The organism is Cellulomonas fimi ATCC 484, from assembly GCF_000212695.1.
GTDB classification, from domain to species: domain Bacteria; phylum Actinomycetota; class Actinomycetes; order Actinomycetales; family Cellulomonadaceae; genus Cellulomonas; species Cellulomonas fimi.
The window spans coordinates 3522212-3542638 of record NC_015514.1; the positions used below are offsets into that span (position 1 = coordinate 3522212).

The 20427-nt window shown below is 70.6% G+C and carries 17 protein-coding genes and 1 tRNA gene; 6 read left to right on the plus strand and 12 right to left on the minus strand.

Going from position 1 to position 20427, the window contains the following annotated elements; translation table 11 throughout:
* The first annotated feature begins 39 nt into the window (after window positions 1–39).
* The 3 genes from mobF to CELF_RS15870 are packed head-to-tail and all read left to right on the plus strand — an operon-like array spanning window position 40 to window position 4322.
* A complete protein-coding gene (gene mobF, locus CELF_RS15860; RefSeq protein ID WP_013772282.1) occupies window positions 40–2931 on the plus strand; it encodes a MobF family relaxase in 2892 nt (963 codons plus the stop codon).
* 36 nt (window positions 2932–2967) lie between these two features.
* A complete protein-coding gene (locus tag CELF_RS15865) occupies window positions 2968–3180 on the plus strand; it encodes a helix-turn-helix domain-containing protein (RefSeq protein WP_013772283.1) in 213 nt (70 codons plus the stop codon).
* Window positions 3180–4322 (plus strand): tyrosine-type recombinase/integrase, encoded by a 1143-nt coding sequence (locus CELF_RS15870; protein ID WP_013772284.1) that lies wholly within the window; start codon window positions 3180–3182, stop codon window positions 4320–4322. The genes CELF_RS15865 and CELF_RS15870 overlap by 1 nt, the downstream gene beginning before the upstream one ends.
* A 64-nt stretch (window positions 4323–4386) precedes the next feature.
* On the opposite strand, the gene CELF_RS21540 is transcribed toward CELF_RS15870, so the two are convergent.
* The 3 genes from CELF_RS21540 to CELF_RS15880 are packed head-to-tail and all read right to left on the minus strand — an operon-like array spanning window position 4387 to window position 6211.
* Window positions 4387–4785, minus strand: coding sequence for a ubiquitination-like system serine protease family protein (locus CELF_RS21540; RefSeq protein WP_376698491.1), 399 nt, complete (start codon window positions 4783–4785; stop codon window positions 4387–4389).
* The gene (locus CELF_RS15875) at window positions 4782–5924 is read right to left on the minus strand and encodes a ThiF family adenylyltransferase (RefSeq protein ID WP_013772286.1); all 1143 of its coding nucleotides are present in this window, start codon (window positions 5922–5924) and stop codon (window positions 4782–4784) included. Before CELF_RS15875 ends, CELF_RS21540 begins: the two co-directional genes overlap by 4 nt.
* A 2-nt stretch (window positions 5925–5926) precedes the next feature.
* On the minus strand, window positions 5927–6211 hold the full coding sequence (locus CELF_RS15880; protein WP_013772287.1) for a multiubiquitin domain-containing protein: 285 nt from the start codon (window positions 6209–6211) through the stop codon (window positions 5927–5929).
* A gap of 467 nt (window positions 6212–6678) precedes the next feature.
* Between CELF_RS15880 and CELF_RS15890 the strand changes: the two genes are divergently transcribed.
* Window positions 6679–7800, plus strand: a complete 1122-nt coding sequence (locus tag CELF_RS15890; protein WP_083835749.1) for a HigA family addiction module antitoxin — start codon at window positions 6679–6681, stop codon at window positions 7798–7800.
* A gap of 178 nt (window positions 7801–7978) precedes the next feature.
* Here CELF_RS15890 and CELF_RS19685 read toward each other — a convergent pair whose 3' ends face one another.
* The 7 genes from CELF_RS19685 to CELF_RS15925 all read right to left on the minus strand — a co-directional run bounded on the left by CELF_RS19685 (window position 7979) and on the right by CELF_RS15925 (window position 16621).
* Window positions 7979–8998 carry a hypothetical protein gene (locus tag CELF_RS19685; protein WP_013772290.1) on the minus strand — a complete coding sequence of 340 codons (1020 nt, stop codon included), beginning with the start codon at window positions 8996–8998 and terminating at the stop codon, window positions 7979–7981.
* Between the two features lie 236 nt (window positions 8999–9234).
* Window positions 9235–9307: transfer RNA gene (locus tag CELF_RS15900), tRNA-Arg, on the minus strand.
* Window positions 9308–9504: 197 nt separating this feature from the next.
* Window positions 9505–10086 (minus strand): ClbS/DfsB family four-helix bundle protein, encoded by a 582-nt coding sequence (locus CELF_RS15905; protein ID WP_013772291.1) that lies wholly within the window; start codon window positions 10084–10086, stop codon window positions 9505–9507.
* A gap of 5 nt (window positions 10087–10091) precedes the next feature.
* Window positions 10092–11153, minus strand: a complete 1062-nt coding sequence (locus CELF_RS15910) for a hypothetical protein (protein WP_013772292.1) — start codon at window positions 11151–11153, stop codon at window positions 10092–10094.
* Between the two features lie 204 nt (window positions 11154–11357).
* Complete coding sequence (locus CELF_RS15915; protein ID WP_013772293.1) at window positions 11358–12860, minus strand: non-reducing end alpha-L-arabinofuranosidase family hydrolase; 1503 nt, start codon at window positions 12858–12860, stop codon at window positions 11358–11360.
* Between the two features lie 64 nt (window positions 12861–12924).
* Window positions 12925–14406, minus strand: a complete 1482-nt coding sequence (locus tag CELF_RS15920; protein ID WP_013772294.1) for a glycoside hydrolase family 10 protein — start codon at window positions 14404–14406, stop codon at window positions 12925–12927.
* 103 nt (window positions 14407–14509) lie between these two features.
* Complete coding sequence (locus tag CELF_RS15925) at window positions 14510–16621, minus strand: family 43 glycosylhydrolase (RefSeq protein WP_013772295.1); 2112 nt, start codon at window positions 16619–16621, stop codon at window positions 14510–14512.
* Window positions 16622–17027: 406 nt separating this feature from the next.
* Here CELF_RS15925 and CELF_RS15930 point away from each other — a divergent pair, with 406 nt between their 5' ends.
* Both CELF_RS15930 and CELF_RS15935 read left to right on the plus strand, forming a co-directional pair.
* Entirely contained in the window at window positions 17028–17528 is a 501-nt protein-coding gene (locus CELF_RS15930; protein WP_244851195.1) for a TrmH family RNA methyltransferase, read from the plus strand.
* 56 nt (window positions 17529–17584) lie between these two features.
* Complete coding sequence (locus CELF_RS15935) at window positions 17585–18250, plus strand: acyl-ACP--UDP-N-acetylglucosamine O-acyltransferase family protein (RefSeq protein WP_013772297.1); 666 nt, start codon at window positions 17585–17587, stop codon at window positions 18248–18250.
* A gap of 57 nt (window positions 18251–18307) precedes the next feature.
* On the opposite strand, the gene CELF_RS15940 is transcribed toward CELF_RS15935, so the two are convergent.
* Both CELF_RS15940 and CELF_RS15945 read right to left on the minus strand, forming a co-directional pair.
* Window positions 18308–18664: a VOC family protein gene (locus CELF_RS15940; RefSeq protein ID WP_013772298.1), complete on the minus strand. Its 357-nt coding sequence runs from the start codon at window positions 18662–18664 to the stop codon at window positions 18308–18310.
* 87 nt (window positions 18665–18751) lie between these two features.
* On the minus strand, window positions 18752–20410 hold the full coding sequence (locus CELF_RS15945) for a glycosyl hydrolase family 18 protein (protein ID WP_013772299.1): 1659 nt from the start codon (window positions 20408–20410) through the stop codon (window positions 18752–18754).
* Window positions 20411–20427: the final 17 nt, after the last annotated feature.

The following is a 20427-nucleotide window of genomic DNA, read 5'->3' on the forward strand; positions in this document are numbered from 1 at the left end:
CAGGTAGCGACGGGGTCGCGAGGGGAGGTGGTGCCGGTGATGTCGATGCACAAGCTCACCGCCGGGGACGGGTACGCGTACCTGACCCGGCACGTCGCAGCGGGCGATGCGGGCCTCGAGCCGGGCGCGTCGCTGACCGCGTACTACGAGCAGACCGGCAACCCTGCGGGCCGCTGGTACGGCGAAGGCCTCGCTGGGCTCGGTGACACGACCCGGCGGCTCCACCCGGGCGACGTCGTCACCGAGGCGGCGATGACGGCGGTGTTCCGCGACGGCGTCGACCCGCTCACCGATGACGCGCTCGGCCGGCCCCATAGCCGGTTCGATGACGGGAAGCGGCATGCGGTCGTCGGGTTCGATCTGACGTTCACGGCACCGAAGTCCGTCTCGGTGCTGTGGGCGCTGGCCGATGACGCGACGCGCGTCATCGTCTATGACGCGCACCGGGTGGCGCTGGCGTCATCGCTGGAGTTCGTCGAGCAGCGCGTCATCCGCACGCGCATCGGCGACGGAGGCCGTCATCAGGTCCGCACCCGCGGCATGGTCGCCGCGGCGTTCGACCACTGGGACACCCGCGCCGGTGACCCCAACCTGCACACCCACGTCGTCATCGCCAACAAGGTCCAGCGGCCCGACGGCGCCTGGCGCAGCCTCGACGGGCGCACCATGCACGCCGCGGTCGTCACCGTGTCCGAGCTCTATGACGCGCTGCTCGCCGACGAGCTGGCGCGGCGGCTCCCGGTGGAGTGGTCAATGCGCGACCGCGGCCCGCGCCGGAACCCCGCGTTCGAGGTCGACGGGATCGGCGAGGACCTGTTGGCGCACTTCTCGACCCGGGCCGAGGCGATCCACTGCGCCGAGCAGGAGTGGCTCGCCCAGTTCGAGACGACCCACGGCCGCGCGCCGACGCGCGTCGAGACGAGCCGAGCCCGCCAGCACCTCACGCGCGTCACCCGGCCACCGAAGACGATCCGACCGCTCGCGGATCTGCTGGCCGACTGGGCGAACCGCGCTCGGGCACTCGCCGGGCTCGAGCCACACGACCTCGCCGCCCGGGCACTGGCCGGCGCGTACGGGCGGCCGCTGCACGCGCACGACGTCGGCCCCGAGGTTCGGGCGGCGATGGTCGCCCAGCTGCTCGATGACGTGTCGACGCGGCGGTCGGTGTGGACGACGTGGAACCTCGGCGCCGCCGCCGTCCGCGCCTCCAAGCTGCTGCGGATGGCCTCGCCCGCGGAGCGACGGACGCTGCTCAACGAGATCACTACCAAGGCCGCCGCGGCGTGCGTGCACCTGGACGACAACCGTGACCCGATGACGCGCCGCGTCGGCGAGTCGCTGTTCACCTCGACCGAACTGCTCGGGGCGGAGAAGGTCCTCATCGACGCCGCCGAGACCACCGGCGCACCGCATCGGCCGGCGGAGATGCTCGGCGCAATCCCGCTGCGCACCGAGCACCACCTCGGCGCCCTCGCCCCGGACCAGCGCGCCGCGGCGGAGGCCGTCATCACCTCCGCCCGCCTCCTCGACGTGCTCGTCGGGCCGGCCGGCTCGGGCAAGACCACCACCCTCGCCGCCCTCACCTCCTTCTGGGGGCACGGCATCGGGTCGGTCGTCGGGCTGGCGCCGTCGGCCACCGCGGCGCGGGCGCTGGCGGAGTCGCTCGGTGTGCCGTGCGAGACGACCGCGAAGTGGCTGCACGAGTCCACCGGCGACGGCGCCACCACCCGCGCCGTCCGCTACGCCGACGCCGTCGCCCGCATGGCGACCCGCGACTACCGGGAGCAGCGGGCGGCCAACGAGGAGCACTGGCGACTGCGCGCCGAGCAGGACCAGTGGCGACTCTCCCCCGGCCAGCTCGTCATCGTCGACGAGGCATCCCTCGCCGACACGCGCACGCTCGCGGCCATCGTGGAGCAAGCGCGGGCGGCGACGGCGAAGGTGCTGCTGGTCGGGGACCACCTGCAGCGCGGGTCGGTCGACGCCGGCGGCGCGTTCGGCATGCTCGCCCGCCGGGGACCGACCGCCGAGCTCACCAGCCTCTGGCGGTTCAGCCAGCCGTGGGAGGCGCGGGCCAGCCTCGAGCTGCGCCGCGCCCACACGTCCGCGCTCGACGCCTACGAGGCCCACGCCGCCATCAGGTCCGGCGACCACGACGCGATGCTCGACGCTGCGATCGACGCCGTCGGCACCGCCAGCCAGCATGGCCGCGTCGGGGTGCTCCAGGCGATCGACAACCGCACGGTCCGCGAACTCAACGCCCGGATCCGCGCCGACCGCATCACCACCGGCGACGTCGACCCGACTGGGGTCAGCCTGCACGACGGGCTGACGGCCGGCGTCGGCGACCGGATCGTCACCCGCCGTAACCACCGGCGACTGACCACCGCCGACGGGTTCGTGCGCAACGGCGCCCTGTGGGACGTCACCGCCGCCCTGCCCGACGGCTCCCTCCACGTCCGCCCCGCCAACCGCGCCGACGCGGCCACCGTCCGGCTCCCGGCGGACTACGTAGCCGAGCACGTGGAGCTCGGCTACGCCACGACCATCGCGCGCACGCAGGGCATGACCGTCGACGAGACGCACACCATCGCCACCCCGGGCATGGGCCGCGAGGACCTGTACGTCGCGATGAGCCGCGGCCGCCACACCAATCGCGCTTACGTCGTCGTCGACCAAGGCGACCCGGAGTGCCTGCCCGGCCACGCGCCGTCGTCGGGCCGCGAGGTGCTCGAGCAGATCCTCGCCACCAGCCACGCCGAGCCCAGCGCCACCGAGACCTGGGACACCTACCACCCCGGCCGGGCCGCGCCCCTCGTGCCGCCGGTGCACCCACAGCAACCGCTGAACCCCTGGCCTCCACAGCCTGCGCCGTATCGCTTGACCGCGCCGCCGCCGTTGTCCGCCGATGGACCGGTGCTCGGTCGCTGACCACCGCCACACCCAACCCAACAGAAGGAGAAGGTCATGACCACCACCGCACAGCACACCGTCCCCACCACGCCGGCCCGGCAGTACTACCGCGTGAAGGACGCGGCCCGGGTGCTCGGGGTGCCGCCCCGGACGCTGTACCACCTGGTCGAGCACGAGCAGATCCCTCACCGACGGCTGGGCACGGTGATCCTGCTCCCGGCGGCGTGGGTCGAGCGCGAGCCGACGATGCCGGTCAAGCGGCGCTGATGTCCGTCACCAGGCGGGCGCACCCGACGGGCAAGGTGACCTGGCGCGCGAAGGTGTTCTTCGAGGGCCGGGTCATCGCTCAGCGGTCGTTCGGGCGCCGGGTCGACGCCAAGCGCTGGGAGGCGGACCAGCTCGCGAAGCTGGACGCCGGCACGTGGATCGACCCGGCGCGCGGGCGGATGACGTTCGCGGCGCTGGCCGAGGAGTGGCAGGCCTCGCGTGGTCACCTGGCGGTGCGCAGCCAGGAGACCACGCGGTTCCTGCTGGACAAGTACGTGATCCCGGAGATCGGGGCGTACCCGATCTCTGGGATCTCGGCCGCCGACGTCGAGCGGGTCATGTCGGCGCTGACGGCGCGCGGGCTGGCGACGGCGACGCGGCGTCGCGCGCTGTCGATGATGCGGCTGGTGTTCGACTACGCGATCCGCGACCGGCGGCTGTCGGTGAACGTCGCGCGGATGGTGGCCCTGCCGCGCGGGGGCACCAAGCGCGAGCCGCACTGGCTGCGGCCCGAGCAGCTCGGCCGACTGGTCATGGCGGTGCCGCCGCTGTGCCAGCCGGTCGTGCTGTTCCTCGGGACGACGGGGTGCCGGTTCTCGGAGATGGCGGCGCTGCGGGTCGACGACGTCGTGCAGACCCCGCACGGGCTCGGGGTGCGGGTGCACCGGGCGGCGACGCAGTCCAAGCGGACCAGCGGGGCGGTGTTCGGGCCCACGAAGACCCATCAGACGCGGACGGTGCCGGTGCCGGCGGCGCTGGACGAGTACGTGCGGACGCGGGTCGCCTTCACCGCGCCGGGCGGGTACCTGTTCCCGAGCCCGAGCGGGGGCGTGTGGACGAACACCAACTTCCGGGCGCGGTCGGGGTGGATGGAGGCCACGCGACGCGCGGGCGTGGAGGGGACGACGATCCACGACCTGCGCCACACCGCTGCGTCGCTGCTCATCGCGGCCGGGGCGGACGTGAAGGCGGTGCAGGTGATCCTCGGGCACTCCACCGCGACGATGACGATGGACCTGTACGGGCACCTCTTCAGCGAGGCCACGTGGCAGGCGATGGAACGGCTACCCGTGATCCCGCTGACGCAGGGGCTACGGCAGATCGAGCCGGGGACAGTTGGTCGCCAGCGCGAGCAACTCTGAGCGACAACGTCAGCGCGGCGGCGACACTCAGCCGCGACGGGCACGACCACCGGGCGGGCCTACCTCAGACACGACCCCGCCGAAGGAGGCTAGTAAACAGTCGCTTCGCGCGGCCTAGCCTCGTCGGATTGAGCCCGCGCACCGCGTCCCGGTCTCGAGCCTGCGCTCGGTGGTGCTGGTCTTCGGTCATCTTCGAGAGCCAATGCACACGCGACCCTTGGATGACGTAGTGCGATTTGCACGGGAGAGCCCCGTTGCCAATAGAGGGCGAGAGGCTGACCCGGCCATCGTAGCGGAGTACCCAGCCCGCTGGGCCGAGGGGAGTGACCACCTCGTTTCCACACCCACACAGGCACAGATGGGCGACAATGTCATGCGCACCGCTGATGTACAACACGCCGCGCTCGAGAGGCGTAGGCAGCAGTTCGACGAATCGATGATCAACGCTATGCACGTGGCTCACGCGACCAGCCCGGCGATCGTATTGTCGCTCACTGGATAGGCGAACGCTGGAACGTCGCCAGCCATGTCAGCATAGAACCCCAGGTGCCGCTTCCACTGAATGACCGCCAGAGCGGCGTTGAGTGCGTTGAGATCACCAATCTGGATGTTCCGCGCATACTCATCTGGCGCGTTGCCGCCGACGGGGATTCGCGTGCGCCGACGGGGCGTGCTGGTCGACACACGAAGCATCCCCGTCAGGCCCGCGCCGGTGTCGATGACACCCATGCCCACGTCGATGAACGACAGGCTCGCGGACTCGAGCGCGGCGACGATACCCTTGCGGTCCGATCCATCGTCGAGCGCAAGGAACACGAAGTCGAAGCCAGCGAGCTCATCCACGTTCTCCGCACCGAAGTAGTCAGGATGGGCGTAGATGCCTCTCTTCAGACGCGAGTACTGACCCGCCCAGTACTCGGCTTTGTTAGATCGGCGTCGGACGTCATCGACGCCCGCCGCCCCGGGGGCTCGGAAGGCGTTATGGTTCACGAAGACGTCGCCGTCATAGAGGTGGATCTCTGCGACGGGCACCTTGGCCACGAGGTCGAGAATGTGCGACCCCGTACCGCCGAGGCCGACGATCGCAACCCTCATGCCCCTGAACACCGCGTTCAGCGCGCTGGTGCCGGCCCGGCTTGAGGCGGAGTCGCGGTAGCAGAACGGGTAGTCCTCCTCGACACCGACTTCGCGAACGGGGTACGTGCGCGCCGTGACGGCCGGATCGATGAGACGCGCCCAGCGGCAGAGGAGCTCGACGTAGACGCTCACCTTGGTGTGGTAGTCGCCGTAGTTGCCCCCGGGCGGCTTGGCGGAGAAGTAGAAGTCCGTGCGGAGCCCGGGGAGGAACTCGTTGACCTGCGCGCTGTTGATCACCTTCATCAGTGGCTGGCCCTGGTCGTCGCAAGGCTCGGACCCCGCGAAGTGGGTCGTGTGGTCCGTAGGGGTCGTCAGTTCATCACCGGCCATGTTCGCCGGCATGACTAGACACCCCCTGGCTACACTCCTGTCGGTGGTCACGTATGGGACGTCGCTCACCACGAGGTAGCCCTCGCGGAGCTCGACGTCGTAGCCATCCTCGAGCAGGCGGCTGAGCGCATCCATGATCAGGACCGGGTCGTGATCTGGACGCTGAAGCTCGTACCCTTCTTCACGCGCACCTCCTGGCCGGGAGCAAGGGAGCCCGACCCGTTCCCGTGCTGCGCGCGGGTGTACGTGACGATGTACTCCGTGTCGGGTGCCGGCTCCTGCCCGGGGAAGGCGAGGGCGACGACTTCCTCGAACGACACGGCCTTGTCCGCGACGAGGTGCGGACGCGCGTTGACGAAGATCTCGGTCATCCTGCCGCGCTCGGGGGACGCCAGCTCCGCCGGCGTATCTGCTGTGCTCACGGGAACCTCCAGGGTGTCGCACGGGGAACCGGCCTGCCGACGCAGTAGGCTTTACCCGTCTGGTAAACCAGCATACACCACGACGGCTTTACCTGGGAGGTAAAGGTGCACCTGGCGTGGCGGGACCCTGCGCTCGAGCGCGTCTGCGGGTCGGGCGCGGCTCTCGAGCGGCGCTGGCCAGACTCCGCGGAGGCGGTGAAGTGCCTCCTGTGGCTCGTGAAGCACTCGCGAGACCTCGCGGAGCTCGCTCGGCACCCCAGCGTCGCCGTCACCGCCGGTGGAGTGGGCGGCCCTGGGGACCCGTTCCGCATTCGGCTTCGCACGGCGGAGATGCTCGCCATGGCCCTCACTAGGGCTGGCGAGGTAATAACCGCCGCAGGGCCGAACCAGCTCGCTGACCACGCGACCGCCTTGCTCGTGACAGACCTCACTGCCGAGGCTCTCGGCAGACTTCGGAAGGCAATCTGATGACGACATCCCGACCAAGCACAGTGCGCTACATTCCACGGGAGTTTGAACCCGACTGGGCAGTTGCACCTGGCGAGATGATTCAGCTAGCCCTTGAGGACCTCCGATTCACACAAGCCGACGTCGCCGCTCGTGCGAGCATTAGCGCCAAGCACCTGAACCAAGTGATCAAGGGGCATGTTCCCTTGTCACCGGAGGTGGCGGTCGCGCTCGAGCGGGTCCTTGGAGTTTCGGCCGATCATTGGCTTAGGCTTGAGGCAACGTGGCAGGCACATAGGGCGCGCGAGAGTGCGCAGATGTCGTTCGCCGGACTCTCTTCCTGGCTGCGGAAGTTCCCTGAAGACGTGCTGCGCCGACGCGCCATCATCGACGCAAGCGCACCCGTCGCCGAGCGAGCCGAGTCCCTATTGCGGTTCTTCCAGGTCGCCGACACCGAGGCCTTCAACCGAGTCTGGCTGGCGCCTCAGGCCAACTACAGACGAAGCCAGAAGTTCGAGATCGACGCCTTCGCTACTGCTCTTTGGCTCAGATTGGCCGAAGTGTCCGCCGAGGCAGCCCGCGACGCTCGACCCTATGATGCCGACAAGCTCCGGTCCGTAGCACGGGAGATTCCGTCCCTAACACGCGAGCCGGTGAAGATCGGATTCAAGAAGGCTCAAGACCTCCTCCGCGAGGCCGGCGTGCTACTGGTCTTTGAGCCAGAGGTCGCCGGGACTCGCATTACCGGTGCATCGCGCTGGCTCGCGTCAACGCACCCTGTGATCGCGCTCTCGGGCCGCCACAAGTTCCTCGACATCTTCTGGTTCGCTCTCCTGCATGAGATCGGACACGTGCTCCTGCACCCGAAGCGGGCCACGTACCTGGATGTGGAGCGCCGGAACGCGAACGATGACGCTGACGAACAGGAGAGCGCTGCGGACTCGTTCGCGGCGGACTTGATCCTCGGTGCGCGCCTGAAGGCAGAGCTCCGCGAGGTCAGCACGGCCGAGGAGTTGCTGGAACTGGCGCAGCGCGCCGGCGTTTCGCCGACAATGGTGGCCGGTCAGTATGCGCACGTGACGGGCGACTGGAGGACGTTCGGGCGACTCCGGGAGAGAGCGGACCTCTCTGTTCTGGCGTGAGCCAGCACCAGCAACGCGCGCGCCGTTGCTGTCGACCGCTCCGTAGAGACGGGGATCGCCTCTTCTTGTTCTCAGCGTGCGGAGCCGAGCGGGCAATGATGTAACGGGCAGCCTTCCATCGGCACGGGCCACGCGGCCCCGGCCGGAACCGACGAACCCACTCGAGCGGCCGCGAGAGTCACGCGCGTGGGTCGAGGTACCCGGCGGCAGACAGCAACCTGTAGGTGTCCGGGCCGTCTAGGACGAGGTACCGCCGGACGTGACGGAAGTTGCTGGTGACGTCTTGCAGGTACGAGATGACCTCCGGGCGGATGTGGTGGCAGTGCTGAAGCACGAGGACATCGGCAGGGCTTCGTGCGAGCCGGGTCAGTTGGTCGCCGTTCTTCCCCAGATGCGCGATCGTCATGGGCGAGAACCGAGCTGGTCCCTTGAGCAGGAAGGCCGCCGACTGCTGGCGACCGTCGACCATGAGCCGGCTCGTGTACAGGTCGTTGACCTCACCGCCCCAGTCGGCTGGCACGACTGGCTCGCCGATTAGCGCGGCAAGGGCGCGCTTCACCTCCTGCTCGGGTATGGACTTGAGCCGCGCCAGGTCGTCGTCGCCGACTTGACCCTCCCAGTCGACGCCGCTCCACTGGTCGACCTGCCGCGGGTACACCCGTTGCCAGTCGGGCGACCACTGGCCAGGCGGCGGTGCAAGCAGCAGCGTTGCGATGGCAATCGGCCGAAGTTCCACGGCATGGGCGTGCACCGTTGAGACCTGGCCGAAGATCCACTGCGAGCGGCGGCCGCGCAGCTCGACGTTCGCCGTGCTGCACGTGAGCTTCCGCGGGTCGAAGCTGCCGCTGACTTCTACGGGGTCACGGTCGTCGTCGTGCAGGTGCGCCCAGAACGACGACCGCACGGGCTCGCCGGCGTGCGCCCTGGCGCGCTCAGAGGCCACATCGCTCCACTGCCACGGGAGGTCTGCCGTCACCAACATGCCTTCGGCGCACTGCCCAGACAGGACTGCCTGGCGAATGCTCGGAACGTCGTGTTCGGAAAGCCAGTCCTCTAGATCCCTGGCATACGCGTACACGTCGCCCCGGAGCCGCTGAAGCGTACCCGCGCGAACGCGGGCCCTCCTGTTGGAGTAGAGCAGGCCGTCGAGCATCGCCGGGTGGAGAAACCATGCGTTGACGGCGGGGTCGCGGCGCACCCCTGCATTGTGCCTCTGCCCCCGTTGTCGACGGCCCAACCGCAACCGGCCGGGCGCGCGGGGGGCCTCCGGAGCGAGGGCGCTCCGTCCGCCGGCGTCCGTCCACGTCCTTGACAGGCCGTCCACGTACTGAGACAAGTCGCTGACCACGCGCTGACCAATGCCCGACAAATCGGACACGAGCCCTACCGCGGCTCCGGCGCCGATACCGCCTCTGACCTGCGATAACACTTCTGTGCGCCTGGGCAGATTCGAACTGCCGACACCCGCTTTAGGAGAGCGGTGCTCTATCCCCTGAGCTACAGGCGCGAAGGACGCGTCAGCAGCCCGGTCAGACCCCTCGCGGTGCGGGCGCGGGCTCTGGGCCGTGGCGTCTGGTCGTCACGTCGCACCGCCAAGCCCCGGCTGGGGCTCCTGCGGCGGCTCCGACCCTACCGTGGGTGACGGTGAGTACGTCGACGGGGTGGGATCGGGGGCCTTCGCGGCGGGATTGGTCGGGCGGGGCGTCAGGGTGCGGTCGGCACGGCGGATGCGCGGCGCGTCGCCCGGCTCGGTGCGCGCGACGACAGGTGGACGCGGAGCTTCTTGGCGGCCCAGTCGTAGTGGCTCGACGTCGCCGATACGCAGTAGGAACCGAGCGTCGTCGTCCCGGTCCAGGCGAAGTGCTGCTTCTCGAACAGCTCGGCGTCGGTGAACCGTTCGATCATCTCCGTCACCCGGGCGTGACTGGAGTCGAGCAGCTCACGGGCGTGCGGCAGAGGCGTCGCCTGGTGCCGGGCCCAGATCTCCTCGTTCATCTGGCCGTAGGTCTTCCAGGTGTACGGCTCCGGCAGGAAGGGCCGCGCGACGCCCCGTTCGTTGGTCGCGACCCACTCCAGGAGGAGCAGGTGCCATTCGTGCAGGTGCACGAGCACGTCACGCAGGTTCTTGTCGCGGCTCCAGTGCGCTTCCGTGCGGCGGTGGTCGGGGGCGAAGTCGAACGCCGCGTCGCGCTCGTCGTCGGTCATCGAGTCGATCAGTGCGGTGAGGGCGTCGAAACGCGATGCCGCCGCGGCGAGCAGCTGGTCCTTCGTGGTCGGTCGGGGCATGTCGATCACTCTCCGAGAGGCGTCAGCGCGTCGAGCACGCGCAACGTGGCCAGCCGGCTCGCCGCGCGGGACCGCGGTTCGAGCGGCGGGAACCCGGAGGGCCAGAAGGTGCGTCGCAGGGGCCACCCGCCGGTGGGCAGCTGCGTCTGCGCGAGATGGTCGAGCGCGGGCTGCATCCGTGCGTCCGGCGGTCCCGTGCCCGCGACCTGGCCGACGACCTCGACCAGGTCGGTGCGCCAGTCGAGCGGGAAGGTGGGTGCCAGCCAGTCCGCGGCCCGGTCCGCTCGCGTGCCGAGCGGAAGGATGTCGTGGCTGTGCGTGTACATGAGCTCGCGTTCGAGCAGTGCGCCGCGGACGACGTGGAGCATGTCACGCACCTGGGCGGCCCGGTCGTCGTCTCGTGGGTCCGTCAGGTCCCGCCAGAGGCGCAGTGCGCGCCCTGCCTTGACCACCCCGATGACGCAGCTGGTGGAGGCGAGGCAGCCGCCGTACCGGGTCGCGAGCCCCGGGTGGTAGACGTCGGGATCGCCGCGGCGGGAGCGGCCCTGCACCCGGACGTCCTGGTACCGCAGGATCCAGTCGACCTGCGGCGCGGCGAGATCCGTCCGGCCGCCGAGCAGGAACGTCGTCGCCGCGATCGCGACGTAGCAGGCGAGCACACCGGCCGGGGTACCGTCACGCGAGAAGACGCCCTCGTCGGTCAGCGCACGGTCGCCGAGGAAGTGCAGCGCGGCGGCGCAGGCCGCCCTGACGTCCACCGCCGCAGGGCGGCGCACCGGGCCCGCTCCCGCGGCGGGCGGACCGGCACGGTCGAGCTCACCGAGGTGGTCGAGCTCAGCGAGCGTCGAGGCGGTCCAGAGGGTGGGCAGGGCGCGTCGAGGCCAGTCGTCGGCGGCGCCCCAGCTGCCGTCGTCGCGCTGGGCACCCAGAACCTGCGACCACGGGGCGCTCGACGGTTGTGGTGACGCCGCGACCCACGCGCGCGCCGGTCCGAGGCTGGGCCCACGGAGGCCCACCCCGCCGTCCGTGGCGACGGCCGGGCCGGTCGGTGTCCTGGTGGTCCCCATCGCGGCTCCTTCCGCGCACCCGCTCCCATCGTGTGCCGCACCCCGTCGGCCGACGACGGACCGAGGTCCCGCCGGGCGCCACGCCTGCGCCGAGCCGCGAGAAGGGGCGGGCTCCCGGTGGGAAGCCCGCCCCTTCGACCCACGCCGCGTCGGTGCGCGTCCGTCCCCCTCAGCGACACCGGGAGCGGCGTGGTGACCCGACCGTCAGCGCCGGAGCGTCAGCAGGCCCGGCCGGTACGGCAGGAGCCCGTAGTCACCGCCGGACGACGGCGAGCGGCCCTGATAGAGCAGCTGCAGGTTGCACGGGTCGATGGTGTTGGTCTGGTCCGCGGAGGTGCGGATCAGCTCGCCGTGGCTGATGTCGTTGGTCCAGGTGGCGCCGCTGTTGGCCTTGCCCGCGAAGGGGTTGCTCTCGGTGGCGGCCTGCGGGGTCCACGAGCCGGACAGGCTGGTGGCGGTGAACGAGCGGAAGTACCGGCCGTTCGCGCCGATGGCCTCGACGATCATGAGGTAGAGGTTCTGGTCCTTGACCTTGTAGACCTGCGGTGCCTCGAACAGGTTGTTCGTGGTGTCGCTCATGACGACGGTCGAGGACGAGCCGAAGGAGCCGGGGAAGTTCCCGATCGGCATGCTGGCGCGGTAGATCTTGCCGTTGTCGCCGGCGAAGAACAGGTACATGTTCTGGCCGTCACCGATGATCGTCTGGTCGATGGGGCCGGTCCCGGAGCCGGTGATGGAGCCGGAGAACAGGGTCTGCGGCGCGGACCAGCCGTTGGGGTTCGTCGGGTTGCTCGAGGTGCGGTAGGAGAACGCCGCACCGCCCCACTGGTAGGCGAGCACCCAGATGTTCTTGGGTGCGAAGTAGAACAGCGAGGGTGCGACGGTCGAGGACGACATGGCGTTCTGCGACGCGGAGCCGAGCTGGGTGAGGTTCGAGACGAGCCCGAAGTTCATCGAGCCCCACGACGTGCCGAAGTCGTGCGTCGTCGCGTAGACGAGGTGCTGACCGTTGTACGGGGCGGTCGTGAAGTCCTTCAGCGAGGCCCATCCGGAGCGCGGCTGGGCGAGCGCACCGGTGGAGGACCAGCTGTACCTCAACGGCAGGCTGCACGAGCCGGTCGGCGGCGGGGTGGTCGGGTCGGTGCTGCCGACGCGCACGAGCTGCCACTGCTGGTTGGCGCCGTTCCAGTCGGCGTACTGCACGACGGCCGCGCCGTCGGCCGTGGACGCACCCTGCACCTCGACGGCCTTGCCGCTGTGCCGGGCCACGAGCTGGACGTACCCGTCGACGTCCTGCACGCTGAACTGCTGGTTCGTGGAGTTCGCGTCGGACCACTGGATGATCGCGGCGCCGTCGGCGGTGGACCGGTTCGAGACGTCCAGCACCTTGCCCGACAGCTTCGACTTCAGCCGGTAGTAGCCGCCACCGGAGTCCACGAACTGCCACTGCTGCTGCGCACCGTCGTTGCGCGACCACTGCACGATCTTCGCGCCGTCCGTCGTCGCCAGGTTGTACACGTCCAGCGCCTTGCCGCTGCCACGGTTCACCAGCACGTACGACGCCGAGGTGTCGATCGACGCCGCCGCCGCGGGCGGTGCTGCGGTCGCCGCGGCGACGAGCCCGGCGGCGGCGACGCTCACGACGAGGAGCCCTGCCTGCCAGCGTCGTCGCGCGCTCAGCGCGAGAGTTCCTGGGGTCGTTCTCATGTGTCCCACTCCTTCGGGGTTGCGGGGGTGGGGCGCCGGTCGACGCCCCACCCCGGGGTGTCGGTCAGCCGACGCGGACGAGCTGCCACTGCTGGTTGGCGCCGTTCCAGCTCGTGTACTGGACGATGTTGGCGCCGTCGGCCGTCGAGGCTCCCTGCACCTCGAGCGCCTTGCCGCTGAGGCGGCTGATGAGGGTCGCGTAGCCGTTGGTGACGGTGGCGCGCCACTGCTGGTTGGCGCCGTCGTTGTCGGTCCACTGGACGATCGCGCCGCCGTCGGCGGTCGACTTGCCGGACACGTCGAGGTTCTTGCCCGACAGGCGGGACTTGACCTCGTAGTAGCCGTCGCTGTTGAGCTGGAACTGCCACTGCTGCTGGCTGCCGTCGTTGCGGGTCCACTGCGTGATCCGGGCGCCGTCGTTGGTCGCCAGGTTGTACACGTCGAGGGCCTTGCCGCTGTTGCGGTTGACGAGCACGTACCAGGCGCCGGCCTCGATCGAGCTGCTGCCACCGCCGTTGCTGCCGCCCGCGTTGAGGGCGTTCAGCACGGACGTGTACGCGGGCTTCTTGTTGCCGGAGGCGTCGAAGAGCAGCGGGTTGGCCCCGGTGCGCCACGAGTCGGAGTCGCGCACGCCCCACACGGTGATGCCGGTGCAGCGCGCCACCGCGAGGCAGGCGTTCGTCACCTGGGCGTACATGTTCGCCTGGTTGCTGCCCTGCTGGATGTCGAGCTCGGTGAGCTGGACCTCGACGCCGAGGTCGGAGAACCGCTGGAGGTTCGCCTGGAAGTCGCTCGGCAGGCTCGTGCCGAGGTGCGCCTGGAAGCCGACGCAGTCGATCGGCACGCCCCGCGACCTGAAGTCGCGGACCATGTTGTAGACGGCCGTGGACTTCGCGTTGATGCCGTCGGTGTTGTAGTCGTTGTAGCAGAGCTTCGCTCCCGGGTCGGCGGCCCGGGCGGCGCGGAACGCGGCCTCGATCCAGTCGTTGCCGGTGCGCTGCAGGTTCGAGTCGCGCCGGCTGCCGCGCCCGTCGTCGGCGAACGCCTCGTTGACGACGTCCCAGGCGTAGACCTTGCCGCGGTAGTACGACGCGACCTGCGTGACGTGGTTGATGAGGGCGTTGCGCAGCGCCGAGCCCGACATGCTCTGCATCCACCCGGGCTGCTGGGCGTGCCACGCGAGCGTGTGCCCGCGGACGCGCTTGCCGTTGCTGAGCGCCCAGTTGACGATGCGGTCGCCGTTGGTGAAGGTGAAGCGGCCCTGCGACGGCTCCGTCGCGTCCATCTTCATCTCGTTCTCGGCGGTGATCATGTTGAACTCGCGGTTCGCGATGGTCATGTACGTGCTGTCGCCCATCCGCCCTGCGGCGATCGCGGTGCCGTAGTACCGGCCCTTCTCCGCCGCCGACGCGCCGAGCGTCGACGCGGCCTGCGCCGGCGTCGAGATCGCGGCGAACGTCGTGAGGACCAGCCCGGCCGTGGCGGCCAGCGCGGCGGCCCGTGGACGCCACCCGTGGCGTGGGGTCGCGTGGAGTTTCGTGTGCATCGTCACTCGCTTCCTGCCGGGACGGCGCACCGGCGCGCCGTCGGTCTGGGGACGCCTGCTCGGGCGTGGTCAGGGCGTGGTCAGGGCCTGGTCAGGGACGTCGTCAGGGCGTGGTCAGGTCGAAGCTGCGGACCGTCACGGATCCGCCGAGGGCCCGCGTCGCGTGGTTGAAGATCCCGAACCGGTAGCCCATGAAGAACTCCCACGCGTTGTTCAGCGTGAACGCGGGCCTGAGCGGGACGAACGTGGTTCCATCGGTGCTGTAGGAGAAGGTCGCCGTCCGGCCTGAGCCAGGGCGGATGTCGGCGTGCGTGCGCAGCCAGATCCGCCCGCCGGACACGGGCGCCGAGGCGCGCTCGACCCCCGTCCCGGTGGTCGCCCACGAGCTGTTCATCGTGAGCCCGTCGGTCATCACGACGCGCGTGGTGCCGTTGGAGCGAACCACCCCGATCCAGGCCGACGACTGGCGCAGCATCGCGAGCCCCGAGCGGTCGCCGTCAGCCATCTGCGAGTAGTCGAGCTCGATCGTCGCCGTCGACGTCGGCCCCTGGATGCGGTGCGTGAGCGTGTTGCGCGCGCTGTACAGGTCGTTCGTGACGGTGGCCGTCTGGAGCCGCAGGCCGTCGTTCACCGAGAACCGGCTGGTGTCGGGGTTGTGGTTCCACTCCCACCGGTGGCCGAGCGTCGGGCCCGTGAACGTGTCGCGGCCGATCATCGACGCGACCGTCTTCGTGGTCGTGATCCGGGGCCTGTCGTACGTCGTGCCCCAGCGACCGTTCACCGTCTGCACGGACGGCCACCCGTCGGCGCTCCAGGTGAGCGGCGCGAGCGTCGGCATCCGGCCGCCCGGGTAGGCGTCGGTGAAGGCCATGTACCACCAGTCGCCGGCCTGCGTCTGGACGATCCCGCCCTGGTGCGGGACTCCCCCGCCGGAGATCGGCCCGGGCAGGTCGAGCAGCACCTGACGCATCTCGTACGGTCCGAACGGCGACGTCGACCGCAGCACGTACTGCCCGTTCGCGGGCCGCGTGAGCCAGATGTAGTAGTAGCCGTTGCGCTTGTAGAAGCGCGCACCCTCGAGGGTTCCGACGCTCGACGGCGTCTGGAACACCTGCTGCGCGCGCACCTGTGCGGTCCCGTCGGCGTTGAGCTGCGCGACGCTGATCGTGCCGTTGCCGTACGCGACGTACATCGTGTCGTCGGTGTCGACGAGCAGGCCCGCGTCGTAGTAGCACCCGTTGATGCGCGCCTTCTTGGTCCACGTCCCGTCGACCGCGGGTGCCGTGTAGACGTAGGTGCGGTTGAACTCGGTGCAGCCCAGCCAGTAGTAGGTGCTGGTGCTGGGACGGTAGGTCAGCGCCGACGCCCAGATCCCCTTGACGTACTTGCGGCCGCCCGTGAGGTCGTAGCCGCTGTCGTCGAAGTCGAGGCGCGGGACCGAGTGGCCCGCGTACTCCCAGCTGACCAGGTCGTACGAGCGCAGGATCGGCGCACCGGGCGAGTAGTGCATGGTCGAGGCCGAGTAGTAGTAGGCGTCGCCGACGCGGATGATGTCGCCGTCGGCGAAGTCCTGCCAGACGACGGGGTTGGTGAACGTGCCCGACGGGGTGGGGTTCGGGTTCGTGCCGCCGACCTTGACGAGCTGCCACTGCTGGTTGGCGCCGTTCCAGTCGGCGTACTGCACGACGGCCGCGCCGTCGGCCGTGGACGCACCCTGCACCTCGACGGCCTTGCCGCTGTGCCGGGCCACGAGCTGGACGTACCCGTCGACGTCCTGCACGCTGAACTGCTGGTTCGTGGAGTTCGCGTCGGACCACTGGATCACGGCGGCGCCGTCGGCCGTCGAGCGACCGGTGATGTCGAGCACCTTGCCCGACAGCTTCGACTTCAGCCGGTAGTAGCCGCCACCGGAGTCCACGAACTGCCACTGCTGCTGCGCGCCGTCGTTGCGCGACCACGACACGATCTTCGCGCCGTCCGTCGTCGCCAGGTTGTACACGTCCAGCGCCTTGCCGCTGCCACGGTTCACCAGCACGTACGACGCCGAGGTGTCGATCGACGCCGCCGCAGACGGGGGCGCCACCGTCGCCACCATGGCCCCCGTGACGGCGAGGCTCAGCGCGAGTGCGCCGGCCCAGGACCGTCGGCGGGCCCGTCGGGGCGTGGGGTGCATCGAACCGCTTCGCTCGCGACCGTCGACGTCGTCGTCGCTCATCGCTGTCTCCAGGTGCGTCTCTGTGAGGCTGGCTGGTGCGCCGTGTTAGCGCTCACACAGCAGGACGCGGACACTCTGGCACGGAGTACGGCCGCCCAGACTGGGTGCAAAACGTTTCAGCAGGCAACATTTCTTCATCGGTGGAGACGCGTCCGCTACCGGCCGTCGGAGTCCCCCACGCCACCACCCGCGTTCCCCCCCACGTCGCCCGCCCGCGCCACGCGTCTCGCGCCCGCCGCGCCCGTCGCCGCGACGGGCCCAGCAGAAGGGGTTCCGCACGACGGCGTCGTGCGGAACGATGGCCGCTCCCGACGATGGCCCACGTGCGCCGCGAAGCACGCCTCACCATGACCGTTGAGCCCGGAGGGTCCGCCCTCGTCCGCCCGTGAACGGCCCGCAGGTGCGCGTGCGCACCCCGAAGGACCTGCGACGCGACCGCCGCCCGCACCCCCACTCGTGCTGGGACCAGCTCGTCGTGGCCCCGCTGTGGCCGTTGCACGGCGTCAACCTCGGCACCCTGCTGCGCACGTGCGACGCGGTCGGCGCATGCCTGGCCGTCCCGCGGCTGCCCTGGGTCCCCGAGGCGCTGGAGCGCGGCAACACCCTGCGCCACCCGGCGTGCGTGCACTGGACCGGGAACCGGGTCCGCTGGCTCGAGCGGCAACGCGACCGCGGCAGCACGGTCGTCGGCGTCGAGCTCGCCGAGGAGTCCGTGCGGCTCGGAGACCTGCCCGCGGCCCGGCGACGCACGGTCGTGGTGCTGGGGCACGAGCAGACCGGGATCCCGCCGGAGGCGCTCGACCTGCTCGACGTCACCGTCGAGATCCCGATGGTCGGCACCGGCGCGAGCCTCAACGTCGCCGTCGCCGGCTCGCTCGTGCTCTACCGGCTGGCCGGGCTGCTGTGACGGAGGACCGACGTATGTCCCTACGATCTCGGGCACACCGCTCCCGAGGAGATCACGTGGACACCGCAGGTCGAGATGCGTCCCGCGAGGCACCGGCGCACGACCCCGCCGCGCACGAGCCAGCCGTCGACGACGAGCCGCGCGGAGCCCGCGGCGAGTTCCTGTCCGTGGCGCAGACCCGGGCGCTCGGCCGGCGGAACACCGTGCTCGACCCGCACTCCGTCCTGGTCAGCCGCTTCGCGGTGGTCGGGGACGGCAACACGTTCTACCCGGGCACGGTGCTGGAGGCGGACGAACGCTCGGAGCTGGTCGTCGGGCACGGCAACGTCTTCTACCCCGGCTGCTTCCTGCGCGCGCAGGACGGTGGGCGGCTCGTCGTCGGCGCGTGCGGCGAGTACGGCCCCGGCGGCGTGCAGGTCCTCGCCGGGGAGGGGACGACGATCCTCGTCGGCGACGAGGTGCGCCTCATGAACGGCCCTCAGCTCGTCGGCGCGACGCACGTCGGCGACGGCGGGCAGGTCATCGGGCCCATCCGCGTGCAGTCGGTCCGGCTCGACGGCGGCGGCAGCCATCGCGAGGAGGACGTCGACGCGCGGGCGGGGGTGCTCAAGGGGTTCGGGCTGGCGCGCGGCCTGCACGTCGGCGTGGGCGAGGTCGTCAACGGCGTCGGCGACTTCGCCGCGGCCCCCGTCGAGCGGCAGCGGGCCTACCACCCTGCGTGACGCGGCTCCGGTCGGCTCGGCGCCACGTGCCGCGGGCGGCCCGAGCCACGGCCCGCGTCAGCTCACGCAGAGGCAGAACGGGTGGCCGGCCGGGTCCAGGAACACCCGGAACGTCTCGCCGGGCTGGTGCTCGGCCTTGGTCGCGCCGAGGGCCAGCACCTCGGGCTCGGCGGCGTCGAGGTCCTGCACCATGACGTCGAGGTGCATCTGCTGCGGCACGTCCTGGCCGGGCCACCGCGGCGGCGTGTAGGGCTCGACGCGCTGGAACGAGATGCACTGCGTCTCGCCCTCGCGGATGTCGGCCCACCCCTCGTCGCCGGAGACCTCCCAGCCGAGCAGCGTGCCGTAGAACCGGGCCAGCGTGAGCGGCTCGGGACAGTCGATGACGAACGACGGGAACCGGGCGATGGTCATGCGTCGCACGCTACGCCGGGGCACCGACACGACGCGGCCCCGGACCCGAGGGAGAGGAAGGGGGGTCCGGGGCCGCGTCGCCGCGCGCTACCTCAGGCCGTTGCTGATGGCCGTGATGAGCTCGCCGTTCGAGGTGTCGCCGGACAGCTCCCAGAAGAACGCGCCGCCCAGGCCCTGGTTCTTGGCCCAGGTCATCTTCCCGTTGATGGTCGACGGGGTGTCGTAGCTCCACCACTCGGTGCCGCACTTCGCGTAGGCGGTGCCGCCGACGGTCCCGGTCGCGGGGCAGCGGTTCTTGAGGACCTTGTAGTCCTCGATCCCCTGCTCGTACGTGCCGGGGGCCGGGCCCGTCGCGGTGCCGCCGGGCGCCGTCTGCGTGACGCCGTTCCAGCCGCGGCCGTAGAACCCGATGCCGAGCAGGATCTTGTTCGACGGCACGCCCTTGGCCTTGAGCTTCGCGACCGCGTCGGCCGAGTTGAAGCCCGCCTGCGGGATGCCGGAGTACGACGTGAGCGGCGAGTGCGGGGCGGTCGGGCCCTGCGGGTTGAACGCGCCGAAGTAGTCGTACGTCATGGGCATGATCCAGTCGAGCTTCTGCGCGGCCGTGGCGTAGTCGGTCGCGTCGATCTTGCCGCCGTTGCTGCCGTCGGCCGTGATCGCCGCGGTGACCAGGGCCTTCGAGCCGAACTTGTTGCGCAGCGCGGTGACGACGTCGTCGAAGGCCTTCGGCCCGCTGGTGTCGCACGTCAGGCCGCACGCGTTCGGGTACTCCCAGTCGACGTCGATGCCGTCGAACACGTCGGCCCAGCGCGGGTCCTCGACGAGGTTGTAGCAGGACTCGGCGAACGCCTGCGGGTTCTGCGCGGCCTGCGTGAAGCCGCCGGACCAGGTCCACCCGCCGAACGACCAGATGACCTTGAGGTCGGGGTGCATGGCCTTGAGCTTGCGGAGCTGGTTGAAGCTGCCGCGCAGCGGCTGGTCCCACGTGTCGGCGACGCCGTCGACGCTCTCCGCGGCGGTGTACGCCTTCTCGTAGTCGGCGTAGGAGTCACCGATGCTGCAGCGGCCGTTGGTGGTGTTCCCGAACGCGTACAGGATGTGCGTGAGCTTGTCGGCGGAGCCGGACGTCTCGATGTTCTTGACGTGGTAGCCGCGGCCGTAGACGCCCCACTCGGCGAAGTAGCCGACGACCTTCTGGCCCGACGGGCCGGGCGTGGTGGGCGTGGGCGTCGGGGTGGTCGGCGTCGGCGTGGGGGTCGTCGGCGTCGGCGTCGGGGTGGTCGGCGTGGGGCTCGGGCCGGGACCGCCCGAGCAGGAGCCGCCGTTGACGGTGCAGCCGCTCGGCGCGCCGAACGGGCCGGACGCGACGTAGCCCCACTGCTGCGTCGCACCCGGGGCGAGCGCACCCGCCCAGCTCTTGGACGTGGCGCGGTAGTGGTTGCCGCTGCGGGTGACGTCGGCGTCCCACGAGCTGGTGATCGCCACGCCGGCGGGCAGGTCGAACTCGAGCGTCCACGAGCTCACCGGTGCGGAGGAGCCGTTGGTGACGCGGACGGCGACCTCGTGCCCACTCCCCCAGTTGCCGGTGGAGGTGAACGTCGCGGTGAGGGATCCGGCGGCGGACGCGGCGGTCGGCAGGGTCGCGGCGACGAGCGCGGTCGCGACGCCGAGGAAGGCGGTGATCGCGGTGGCGGCGAGCCGTCGCCGGCGCGGCCGGTGGGCGGGGTCGTGGTGACTGGGACGCATGGGGCCTCCATGGGGGA